The sequence below is a fragment of the Variovorax sp. GW821-FHT10D07 genome (genome assembly GCF_059415325.1).
Window position 1 is genome coordinate 871,168 of the sequence record NZ_JBWKMZ010000003.1, and the last position, 10,585, is coordinate 881,752.

General features: G+C 71.2%; 9 protein-coding genes and 2 pseudogenes. 9 read left to right on the top strand and 2 right to left on the bottom strand.

Annotation, left to right across the window (positions count from 1 at the left end; all coding sequences use genetic code 11):
* Window positions 1-24 precede the first annotated feature (24 nt).
* From AC07PU_RS14405 to AC07PU_RS14440, 8 genes and pseudogenes are all read left to right on the top strand, one after another.
* On the top strand, window positions 25-1,242 hold the full coding sequence (locus AC07PU_RS14405; RefSeq protein ID WP_208512690.1) for a multidrug effflux MFS transporter: 1,218 nt from the start codon (window positions 25-27) through the stop codon (window positions 1,240-1,242).
* Window positions 1,242-2,681, top strand: coding sequence for an MFS transporter (locus AC07PU_RS14410; RefSeq protein ID WP_296782672.1), 1,440 nt, complete (start codon window positions 1,242-1,244; stop codon window positions 2,679-2,681). Before AC07PU_RS14405 ends, AC07PU_RS14410 begins: the two co-directional genes overlap by 1 nt.
* Before the next feature lie 20 nt (window positions 2,682-2,701).
* On the top strand, window positions 2,702-3,340 hold the full coding sequence (locus AC07PU_RS14415) for a paraquat-inducible protein A (RefSeq protein WP_209541542.1): 639 nt from the start codon (window positions 2,702-2,704) through the stop codon (window positions 3,338-3,340).
* Window positions 3,337-4,065 (top strand): paraquat-inducible protein A, encoded by a 729-nt coding sequence (locus AC07PU_RS14420; protein ID WP_495318269.1) that lies wholly within the window; start codon window positions 3,337-3,339, stop codon window positions 4,063-4,065. Before AC07PU_RS14415 ends, AC07PU_RS14420 begins: the two co-directional genes overlap by 4 nt.
* A 155-nt stretch (window positions 4,066-4,220) precedes the next feature.
* Window positions 4,221-4,739 (top strand): annotated as a pseudogene (locus AC07PU_RS14425) (MlaD family protein); the annotation flags it as partial.
* Window positions 4,740-5,015: 276 nt separating this feature from the next.
* A pseudogene (locus tag AC07PU_RS14430) lies at window positions 5,016-5,714 on the top strand (MlaD family protein); the annotation flags it as partial.
* Window positions 5,711-6,346: a PqiC family protein gene (locus AC07PU_RS14435; protein WP_495318271.1), complete on the top strand. Its 636-nt coding sequence runs from the start codon at window positions 5,711-5,713 to the stop codon at window positions 6,344-6,346. The pseudogene AC07PU_RS14430 and the gene AC07PU_RS14435, both read left to right, overlap by 4 nt.
* Before the next feature lie 91 nt (window positions 6,347-6,437).
* Window positions 6,438-8,045 carry an MFS transporter gene (locus AC07PU_RS14440; RefSeq protein WP_495318273.1) on the top strand — a complete coding sequence of 536 codons (1,608 nt, stop codon included), beginning with the start codon at window positions 6,438-6,440 and terminating at the stop codon, window positions 8,043-8,045.
* Here AC07PU_RS14440 and AC07PU_RS14445 read toward each other — a convergent pair.
* Window positions 8,033-8,851: an alpha/beta fold hydrolase gene (locus AC07PU_RS14445; RefSeq protein WP_495318275.1), complete on the bottom strand. Its 819-nt coding sequence runs from the start codon at window positions 8,849-8,851 to the stop codon at window positions 8,033-8,035. The two genes, AC07PU_RS14440 and AC07PU_RS14445, sit on opposite strands and share 13 nt — an antisense overlap.
* Before the next feature lie 125 nt (window positions 8,852-8,976).
* On the opposite strand from AC07PU_RS14445, the gene AC07PU_RS14450 reads away from it, so the two are divergent.
* Complete coding sequence (locus AC07PU_RS14450; RefSeq protein ID WP_177239280.1) at window positions 8,977-9,885, top strand: helix-turn-helix domain-containing protein; 909 nt, start codon at window positions 8,977-8,979, stop codon at window positions 9,883-9,885.
* Here the strand turns inward: AC07PU_RS14450 and AC07PU_RS14455 are convergent.
* A complete protein-coding gene (locus AC07PU_RS14455; protein ID WP_093342005.1) occupies window positions 9,845-10,378 on the bottom strand; it encodes an HD domain-containing protein in 534 nt (177 codons plus the stop codon). The genes AC07PU_RS14450 and AC07PU_RS14455 overlap by 41 nt on opposite strands.
* Window positions 10,379-10,585: the final 207 nt, after the last annotated feature.

Below are 10,585 nucleotides of genomic sequence, written 5' to 3' on the forward strand. Positions count from 1 at the left end.
GGCGCATTGGCGACAATCGCCCCAATGCGTTCCTCTCCCTTCTTCCGCATGGCCCTGCTGCTGGGCCTGCTCTCCGCCATCGGTCCCTTCGCCATCGACATGTACCTGCCGGCCCTGCCGGCCATCGGCCAGAGCCTGCGCGCCGACATCGGCGCGGTCCAGATGAGCCTCACGGCCTTCTTCATCTCGCTGGGCGCGGGCCAGCTGCTGTATGGGCCGGTCTCCGACATGGTGGGCCGCAAGCCGCCGCTGTACGCGGGCCTCGCGGTGTTCGCGATCGCCAGCGTGGGCTGCGCGCTGGCGACCGACATCCAGACCCTGATCGCGCTGCGCTTCATCCAGGGCCTGGGCGCCGCGGCCGGCATGGCGATCCCGCGCGCGGTGGTGCGCGACCTGCACACTGGCACCGATGCCGCGCGGCTGATGTCGCTGCTGATGCTGGTGTTCAGCATCTCGCCGATCCTCGCGCCGCTGGTGGGCAGCGGCGTGATCGCGGTCACGGGCTGGCGCGGCGTGTTCTGGGCCGTGACCATCGCGGCCGTCGCCGGCCTCGCGATGATGGCCACGCTGCTCGCCGAGACCCGGCCGGCCTCGGAGCGCGTCGAGAGCAGCATCGGCAGCGCGCTGTCCGCCTACTGGCTGCTGCTGCGCGACCGCCACTACCTGGGCCTGGTGTTCATCGGCAGCTTCGCGATGGCGGGCTTCTTCACCTACCTCGCGAACTCCTCGTTCGTGATGATCGACCACTACGGCCTGTCGCCCGCGCTCTACAGCGTGGCCTTCGGCGTGAACGCGGCCGCCTTCTTCGGCGCCTCGCAGTTCAACGGCGCGCTCGGCGAGCGCTTCGGCCTGGCGCGGCTGGTGAAGTTCGGCGTGGCCGGCTGCGGCGTGGCGATGGTCGCCATGTTCGCCTACTACGCCATGGGCGGCGACAGCCTGTGGGTGATGATCGTGCTGTACTTCATCGCCTCGGGCTTCATGGGCTTCGTGATCCCGACCACCGGCGTGCTGGCGCTCGAGATGCACGGCGCCATCGCCGGCACCGCCTCGGCGCTGCTGGGCACGCTGCAGATGCTGACCGGCGCGGTGGCGATGGCGGTGGTGGGGGCCTTCACCGACGGCGGCCCGCTGCCGATGGTGACCGGCATGGCCGCGGGCGCGCTGATCGCCGGCGTGCTGACCTGGCTCACGCTGGGCGGCGACCGCGGCACGCAACCGGCGCGCCGGGTGCAGGAGGCCTGATGAGCAGCGTGGCGGCCAGCGTGGGCACCGAGGGCGGCGCGCGCGTCATCGACGGCCTCGACCAGCCCGCGCGGCGCTGGTCGATGCTGGTGATCATCCTCGGGCTGATCGTCTCGGTGCTCGACGGCACCATCGTCAACCTCGCGCTGCCGGGCATCGCGCGCGAGCTCAACGCCAGCGCCTCGCAGTCGATCTGGGTGGTCAACGCCTACCAGATCGCCATCCTCGTGATGCTGTTGCCGCTGGCCTCGCTGGGCGACCTGGTGGGCTACCGCCGCGTCTACCTGGTGGGCATGGCGGTGTTCACGCTGTCCTCGGCGGCCGCCACCTTCGCCAACTCGCTGACCACGCTGATCGCCGCGCGCGCCTTCCAGGGCCTGGGCGCGGCCGGCATCATGAGCGTGAACGCGGCGCTGGTGCGGCTGACCTATCCGTCCTCGCAGCTCGGCAAGGGCATGGCGATCAACTCGCTGGTGGTCGCCACCTCCTCGGTGGCCGGGCCCTCGGTGGCGGCGGCGATCCTGTCGGTGGCCTCGTGGCCGTGGCTGTTCGCCATCAACGTGCCGCTGGGCATCGTCACCTTCGCGCTCGGCATGAAGGCGCTGCCCTTCAACCGCGTGGCGCCGGCCGCGGGCCTGCGCTTCTCGCCGATCGACGTGACGCTCAACGTGCTGATGTTCTCGCTGGTGTTCCTCGGCGTCGACCGCCTGGGCGTGCGCGAGGGCGGGGTGGAGGCGGGCGGCCCGCCGCTGAGCGCCTGGCTCACGCTGCTGGCCGGCGTGGCGGTGGGCTTCGTCTACCTGCGCCGGCAGCGCTCGCTCGCGGTGCCGCTGTTCCCGATCGACCTGCTGCGCATCCCGGTGTTCGCGCTCTCCATGGGCACTTCGGTGGCGGCCTTCTGCGCCCAGATGCTGGCCTACATCGCGCTGCCGTTCCTGCTGCTCGACGTCTACGGCCGCAGCCATTTCGAGGCCGGCCTGCTGATCACGGCCTGGCCGCTGGCGATCGTGGCGATGGCGCCGCTGGCCGGCCGCCTGATCGGCCGCTATCCCGACGGGCTGCTCGGCGGCATCGGCCTGGGGCTGATGGCCGCCGGCCTGTTCTCGCTGGCGCTGCTGCCGGCGCACCCGGTCAATGCCGACATCGCCTGGCGCATGGCGCTGTGCGGGCTGGGCTTCGGGCTGTTCCAGTCGCCGAACAACCACACCATCGTGACCTCGCCGCCCGCGCACCGAAGCGGTGCAGCCAGCGGCATGCTCGGCACGGCGCGGCTCACGGGCCAGACCCTGGGCGCGGTGGTGCTGGCCGGCGTCTTCAGCATCTGGAGCCCGCATGGCGGCCACGGGCCGGTGGTGGCGCTGGTGCTGGCCGGCTGTTGTGCCGGTATCGCCGCAATCTTCAGCAGCTTGCGGCTCAGGACGACGGGACACGCGGGCTGAATAGGTTAGGGTACGGCCCCATGAAGGAAGTACCTGATACGGTGGTATGCCCCGGCTGCGACGCGGTCTATGCCCGCGCCGAACTGCAGCCGCGCGAGGTCGCCCATTGTGCGCGCTGCGGCACCGAGATCGGCCGCCATCCGGGCGCGCAGGAAAGCCGCATCCTGCCGCTGACCGTGACCAGCCTCATCATGTTCGCGATCGCCAACCTGTTCCCGATCGTCGAGATCGAGCTGCAGGGCCTGCGCAGCCAGACCACGCTGGCCGGTGCGGTGGTGGTGCTCGGCGCCGAGGGCATGTCGGTGGTGGCGCTGCTGGTGCTGGCCACCACCATCCTGTTTCCGCTGCTGCAGCTGTGCATCCTGGTCTACCTGCTGATCCCGCTGCGGCGCGAGCACCGCCCGCTGGGCTTCGCGATCCTGGTGCGGCTGATGCAGTCGCTGCGGCCCTGGGGAATGATCGAGGTGTTCCTGCTCGGCGTGCTGGTGGCCGTGGTCAAGCTCTCGAGCATGGCGACGGTGGTGCCCGGGCCGGCGTTGTGGGCCTTCGTGGCGCTCACGGTCACGCTGACGGCGGTGCTGTCGTTCAACCCGGGCGCGTTCTGGGAAATGACCTTCCGCGCCGCCGGCGACGAGGACGGGGAGAGGGCTTCCGCATGAAGTTCCCTTCGCTGCGCCGCGCGCGCCCGCCCGAGCCGGAGCCTGCCGGGCACGAGCCGCACGCCGACACGCCGGTCGTCACCGCCGCCTCGCTGGGCCTGCTGGCCTGCCCGCACTGCGCGGCCGTCTGGCAGGACGCGCAGGAGGGCGACGCCTGCGGGCGCTGCGGCACGCACCTGCACACGCGCAAGCCGCAGAGTCTCACGCGCACCTGGGCCTTCCTGATCGCGGCCTGCATCATGTACATCCCGGCCAACCTGCTGCCGGTGATGATCACGCGCACGCTGTTCGGCGCGCAGTACGACACCATCCTCAGCGGGGTGATCTATTTCTGGGTCTCGGGCGCCTACGGGCTCGCGGCCATCGTCTTCATCGCGAGCTTCCTGGTGCCGCTGTTCAAGCTGGCGGTGCTGTTCCTGCTCGTGGTGATGGCCCAGCGCGGCAGCACCTGGCGGCAGCACGAGCGGGCCAAGCTCTATCACATCATCGAGATCATCGGCCGCTGGTCGATGCTCGACGTGTTCGTGGTGTCGCTGTTGACCGGGCTGGTGCAGATCCAGGGCTTCGCGGTGATCACCGCGGGCGTGGGCATCGCGGCCTTCGGCTCGGTGGTGGTGCTGACCATGCTGGCCTCGCTGAGCTTCGACCCGAAGCTCACCTGGGACAGCAAGCAGGCACAGGCCGTGCAAGAGAATTTCGAGAACAGGGAAGAACAAGCAGCATGAGTGAAGAAGAACAACCGCAAGACCGACCGGCGCCGTCCGCGCCGCCACTGCCGAGGCCGCAGGTCAAGCGCCGCCGCGAGTGGCTGCCCTCGCTGATCTGGCTGATCCCGATCGTGGCCGCGCTGGTCGGCGTGATGCTGGTGGCGCGCATCCTGATGGAGCGCGGCCCCGAGATCGTGCTGACCTTCAAGACCGCCGAGGGCCTGGAGGCCGGCAAGACCGCCGTCAAATACAAGGACGTGCAGATCGGCCTGGTGCAGAGCCTGCGGCTGGCGCGCGACCGCTCGCACGTGCGCGTGCTGGTGCAGCTCAACAAGGAGGCCGAGGGCTTCACCTCCGAGGACTCGCGCTTCTGGGTCGTGCGGCCGCGGCTCGACACCTCGGGCATCTCGGGCCTGAACACGCTGCTGTCGGGCGCCTACATCGGCGCCGACGCCGGCGTGTCGAAGGAGACCTCGGGCGAATTCAAGGGCCTGGAGGCACCGCCCATCGTCACGCGCGACGACTCGGGCCAGCAGTTCCTGCTGCGCGCCGCCGACATCGGCTCGCTCGACGTCGGTTCGCCCGTGTACTTCCGCCGCATCAAGGTGGGGCAGGTGGCGGCCTACGAACTCGACGGCGACGGCCGCGGCGTGACGCTGCGCGTGTTCGTCAACGCGCCCTACGACAAGTTCGTGGGCGTCAACACGCGCTTCTGGCAGGCCAGCGGCATCGATGCCCAACTGAGCGCCAGCGGCTTCACGCTGCGCACCCAGTCGCTCGCGACCATCCTGCTCGGCGGCATCGCGTTCCAGGCACCCGAAGACGCCATGGGCCCGCTCGCGAAGGAGAACACCGCCTTCATGCTCGCGCCCGACGAGGTCACGGCGATGAAGGAGCCCGACGGCCCCTCGCAGACCCTGCTGATGTACTTCAACCAGTCGCTGCGCGGCCTGGTGCCGGGCGCGCCGGTCGACTTCCGCGGCGTGGTGATCGGCGAGGTCAAGTCGATCGGTGTCGAGTTCGACCGCGCCGAGCGCGAGTTCCGCATGCCGGTGTTGGTGCAGATCTATCCCGACCGGCTGCGCCGCCGCAGCGTCGATCGCACGAACGAGAAGGAGCCGCGCTTCTCGCAGCAGGAGCGCCTGCGCTTCCTCACCGAGAAGGGCCTGCGCGCGCAGCTGCGCAACGGCAACCTGATCACGGGCTCGGTCTATGTCGCGCTCGACTTCTTCCCGAAGGCCCCGCCCGCGAAGATCGACCTGACGAAGAGCCCGATCGAGCTGCCCACCATGGCCAACAGCCTCGACGAGATCCAGTCGCAAGTGCAGGAGATCGCGAGCAAGCTCAACAAGGTGCCCTACGAGCAGATCGCGCAGGACCTGCGCACCACGCTGGCCACGCTCAACAAGACGCTGACCGCCACCGAGCAGACGGTGAGCCGCATCAACAACGACGTGACGCCCGAGCTGGCCGCGGCCATGAAGGACGTGCGCAAGACCGTGAACTCGGCCGAGCGCACGCTGGCCGACGACTCGCCGCTGCAGCAGGACACGCGCCAGATGCTGCAGGAGCTCACGCGCGCCGCCGGTTCGGTGCGCGTGTTGACCGACTACCTCGAACGCCATCCCGAATCGCTGCTGCGCGGCAAACCGGACGACAAGAAATGACGAAGACGCACAGCCGAACCCTTCTCGCCGGCATCGCCGTGCTGGCCGCGCTCGCCGCGGGCTGCGCGAGCAAGCCCGACAGCTACTACACCCTCGCGAGCAGCGTGCCCGCGGACCAGATCGCCGCGCCCGCCGCCAGCGGCACCGTGCCGCTGGCCATCGAGCTCGCGCCCGTGGCCGTGCCCGAGCGGCTGGCGCGGCCGCAGATGGTGGTGCGCAAGCCCGGCGGCAGCGTGCAGGTCGAGGTGCTCGAGCAGCACCGCTGGGCCTCGTCGTTCGAGAACGAGCTGCGCGACGCGCTGGCCAGCGGCATCGCCACGCGCCTGGGCGCGCTCGACGTCAGCAAGGGCGGCCGCCCCAACGTGCAGCCGGTGTGGCGCATCGCGGCACAGCTCAAGCAGTTCGACGCGGTCGACGGCGGCCGTGTCGAAGCGGCCTTCAGCTGGACCCTACGGCGCGCCGACGAGCCGCGCACGCTGGTGTGCAGCTTCGAGGCCGGCGAACCGGTGGGCACCGGCATGGACGCGGTGGCGCAGGGCGCCCAGCGCGTGACCGCCGCCGTGGCCGCGGCGATGGCGCGCAGCGTGGCCGCGGCGCGCGCCAATCCGTCGGCGACCGCCTGCGCCCTCTGAAGGCGGCGGCCCCGCAATGACTGCGGGGCAGGGCGGTGCGGCGGGATGAAGCTCTGGACTGGGTGGGACCAAGAAGAAGCGGAGACCAGCGATGACACAGATCGGCAAGACGCCCTGCGACGACACGCTGATCCAGCACGGCGCCGACGCCGTCGACGACACCGGCTGCCCCGAAGCCTCCAGGCCCTGGGTGCTGGCCGCGGCCATCGTCGGCTCGAGCATGGCCTTCATCGACGGCACCGTGGTCAACGTCGCGCTGCCCGCGATCCAGGCCGACCTGCGCGCCACGGCCTTCCAGGCGCAGTGGGTGGTCGAGTCCTATGCCTTGCTGCTGGCCGCGCTGCTGCTGGTGGGCGGCGCGCTCGGCGACCACTTCGGACGGCGCCGCGTGTTCGCGATCGGCGTCGCGATCTTCGCGCTCTCGTCGGTGGCCTGCGCGCTCGCGGCCAGCGTGCAGCAACTGATCGCCGCGCGCGCGGTGCAGGGCATCGGTGGCGCGCTGCTGGTGCCGGGCAGCCTGGCGCTGATCAGCGCGGCCTTTCCCGAGAAGCAGCGCGGCAAGGCCATCGGCACCTGGTCGGGCTTCAGCGGTATCACGGCCGCCGTGGGGCCGGTGCTCGGCGGCTTCCTGGTCGACCATTTCTCGTGGACCTGGGCCTTCCTGGTCAACGTGCCGATGGCGCTGCTGGTGCTGTGGATCTGCTGGCGCCACGTGCCCGAGAGCCGCGGCGCCTCGGCCGGCGGCGGCCTCGATCCCTGGGGCGCGCTGCTCGCCACGGCCGGGCTCGGCGGCATCGTCTATGCGTTCATCGAGGCGCCCACGCAGGGCTGGACCTCGGCGGCCGTGCTCGCGGCACTGGCCATCGGCGTCGCGGGCAGCGCGGGCTTCGTCGCCGTCGAGCGCCGCGTGCGCGCGCCGATGCTGCCGCTCTCGCTGCTGCGCATCGGCAACTTCAGCGGTGCCAACCTGCTGACCCTGCTGCTCTATGCCGCGCTCGGCGGCAGCCTCTATTTCTTCCCGCTCAACCTGATCCAGGTGCAGGGCTGGTCGGCCACGGCGGCCGGCGCGGCGCTGCTGCCCTTCATCCTCATCATGTTCGCGCTGTCGGGTTGGGCCGGCCAGCTGGTCGACCGCTTCGGGCCGCGGCTGCCGCTGGTGATCGGGCCCGCGATCGCTGCCGTGGGCTTCGCGCTGTTCGCGCTGCCCGGCGTGGGCGCGAGTTACTGGAGCGGCTTCCTGCCGGCCGTGGTGGTGCTGGGCCTGGGCATGACGGTGACCGTGGCGCCGCTCACCACCACCGTGATGAACGCGGTCGGCCCCGAGCTCGCGGGGGTGGCCTCGGGCGTGAACAACGCGGTCTCGCGCGCGGCCGCGGTGCTGGCCATCGCGGTCTTCGGCGCGATCATGGCCTGGGCTTTCGACGCCGCGCTGGCCGAACACCTGCAGGCCGCGGGCGCCTCGGCGCAGGTGACGGCCTTCTTCGAAGGTGAGCGTGCCAAGCTCGCCGGCGCCGCCATGCCGCCGGGCGTGGATGCGGCCACCGCCAAGGCCCTGCGGCGCGCGGTGGCCGAAGCCTTCGTGGCGGGCTTCCGCTGGGTGATGCTGCTGAGCGCCGGGCTGGCGCTGCTCAGCGCGGCCAGCGCGTGGCGCATGATCGGCGGCAAGGGCGGCGTTCAGGACACCGTTCAGGCCGATTGAAGCCGCTCGGGCACGCGCTGCGCGTGCTCGGCGAGGAAGGCGGCCAGCGTGCGGTTCACGACCTCGGGATCGGTGATGCTCAGGAAGTGTTGCCCGCCCTCGACCTCGATGCAGCGCGCCTGCGCGATGGCCGCGGCGATGCGGCGGCCGACCTCGATCGGGTAGGCGTTGTCGCGCGTGCCGTGCATCACCAGCACCGGCATGCGCAGCGCGCCCACCAAGGGCGCGATGGCATCGCGGCCCGCCAGCGCGTCGAAGGCCAGTTGCCATTGCACCGGGTTCCACGACTGCCAGGAGCGCTTCCAGGCACCGGCGTCGAAGTCCGGGCCGAAGCAGACATGGGCCATGGCCTCGATCGCCTGCAGCGGCGGCGCCTCGAAGGACGAGGCCTGCACCTCGGCGACCAGGGCGCGGTAGGCCTCGCGCGTGGCCTCGGATTCGGCATCGATCGAGGAACCGAACACCGCCACGCTGGCGATGCGCGAAGGCGCGAGCAGCGCGGCGCGCAGCGCGACGAAGCCACCCTGGCTGGTGCCGGCCACCGCGGCGCGGTCGATGCCCAGGTGGTCGAGCAGCGCGATCAGGTCGCGCGCCGAGTCCCAGAAGCCGAAGGGATGCTCGGCCGCGCTCTCGCCATGGGCTCGCTGGTCCCAGACGATGCAGCGGTGGGTGGCGGCGAAGTGGCGCAGCTGCGGCGCGAACATCTCGGCGCGCATGCCGAAGCTGTGGCAGAACACCAGCGCGGGCTTGTGACCGCCGGTGTCTTCGTAGCGCAGGCGGTGGAAGGGCAGGGACAGGAAGGGCATGGGGATGTCTCCGAGGTGATCGATGGGGTGGGGCCGCGACGCCGCGTCGGGGTCTGCGAGGTTGTACCGGCGGCCCGTCGTTCGTAGGATTCCGCGCTTGCTCTGTTCTTGTCCGGGATTGCTCAGTGAACCACGCGACCGCTCTTCCTGCCGCATCGTCCAGCTACGGCGCCAAGTACGCGGCGGCCGGCAGCCTCGCGCTCGCCGACTCGTTCGCGCGGCCCTGGCGCGGTTTCGGCGCCGAGATCCGTCGGCACGCGGCGGTCGACGCACCCGGCTTCGTGCAGCCGGTGACCGAGGTGGCGATCGGCATCGCGGGCCATGGCCGGGTGTCGCGGCGCGCGGACGGCGAGGCCGAGCAGCGCTTCGAGGCGCAGCCGGGCCGCTTCTGCATCTGCCCGGGCGGGGTGCCGGTCGACCATCTGCGGCTGCAGGGGGAGGGCGTGGAGCTGCTGCACTTCTACGTCGACGGCGGGCTCGACCCGGACTTCGCGGCCCGCACGGCGCTGGCCGACTGGCCCTATGCGGGCGGGCTGGCCGATCCGCTGGTGGCGCAGATCGGGCTGGCGATCGCGCAGGAGCTGCGGCAGGAAAGCAGCGGCGGCGAACTGCTGCTCGACACGCTGGGCCATGCGCTGCTGGCGCGCATCGGGCAGCGGCACACGGGCGCGCCGGTGGCCCGTCCCGCCACGGCGGGCCGAGGCCTGTCGCCCGCGCGGCTGGCGCGCGTGCAGGCCTATCTGCAGGCCCATGTGGAACGCGCGCTGTCGCTCGAGGACATGGCGCGCGAAGCCTGCCTGAGCCGTTTCCATTTCGTGCGGGCGTTCAAGGCCTCGACGGGCCGCACGCCGCATCAGTATCTGGGCAGCCTGCGGCTCGAGCTCGCGAAGTCGTTGCTGGCGGCGGGCCAGGAGAGCATCGAGGCGATCGCCTGGCGCCTGCAGTTCGCGAGCGCCTCGGGTTTCTCGCGCGCGTTCCGGCGCGAGCTGGGCCTCACGCCGTCGGCCTACGCGCAGGCGCTGCGGCGTCGCTGAGCAGGGTATCGAGCTCGGCCCAGAGCGGATCGCACTGGCCGGCCCGGTAGGCGGCGGCCTTGAAGGTGGCGTGCTCGCCGCGGTAGGTCTCCCACAGGTCGCGATGGCCATCGGCCACGCAGGCGCGCACATTGGCCAGCCGGTCGGCGGCCTTCACGGTCAGCGCGAGTTCCTGTTCGCCCTTCACATGCGACATGGCCGCATAGGTCCGCGCCTTGCGCTCCTTGCGGTTGGCACCGGGCGCGTCGCTCAGCAGCGCCACGCAGCCGGCCACCAGGGTGCCGAAGCGTTCGGCGACATCGGCCACGGTGGCCTCGGTGTCCTCGACCACGTCGTGCAGGTAGCCCACGACCTGCGCCTGTTCTCCATAGGGCCGCAGCAGCGCGACCACTGCATCGAGGTGATGAACGTAGGGGTGCACGCCGTATTTCTGGTCGCCGTGCATCTGGATGGCGTAGCTTCTCGCGGCGTCTGGGGAGGTCTCTGGGGTCATGCGGACAACCCTAGCGGGTCGTGTGTTCTGTGGCAATGGTGAGGGGGCCGTGTTGTCGTAGGCCGGGGGCGGGCGCGCGCCGACGGGGTACTCCCCTCCGCGAATGTCCCCCGCCTTCGGCTCCTCCTTAATTTCGCTGCGGGGAGTACCCCATCGACGCGCGCCTGGACGCAACGGTTGTTGAACCGCCGGCACCACCGCAGCGCC

Excerpts from the sequence above, each read along its gene's own strand:
- AC07PU_RS14435 (WP_495318271.1), top strand. The coding sequence starts at position 5,711 with ATGACGAAGACGCACAGCCGAACCCTTCTCGCCGGCATCGCCGTGCTG.
- AC07PU_RS14410 (WP_296782672.1), top strand. The coding sequence starts at position 1,242 with ATGAGCAGCGTGGCGGCCAGCGTGGGCACCGAGGGCGGCGCGCGCGTC.
- AC07PU_RS14420 (WP_495318269.1), top strand. The coding sequence starts at position 3,337 with ATGAAGTTCCCTTCGCTGCGCCGCGCGCGCCCGCCCGAGCCGGAGCCT.
- AC07PU_RS14405 (WP_208512690.1), top strand. The coding sequence starts at position 25 with ATGCGTTCCTCTCCCTTCTTCCGCATGGCCCTGCTGCTGGGCCTGCTC.
- AC07PU_RS14415 (WP_209541542.1), top strand. The coding sequence starts at position 2,702 with ATGAAGGAAGTACCTGATACGGTGGTATGCCCCGGCTGCGACGCGGTC.
- AC07PU_RS14445 (WP_495318275.1), bottom strand. The coding sequence starts at position 8,851 with ATGCCCTTCCTGTCCCTGCCCTTCCACCGCCTGCGCTACGAAGACACC.
- AC07PU_RS14440 (WP_495318273.1), top strand. The coding sequence starts at position 6,438 with ATGACACAGATCGGCAAGACGCCCTGCGACGACACGCTGATCCAGCAC.
- AC07PU_RS14455 (WP_093342005.1), bottom strand. The coding sequence starts at position 10,378 with ATGACCCCAGAGACCTCCCCAGACGCCGCGAGAAGCTACGCCATCCAG.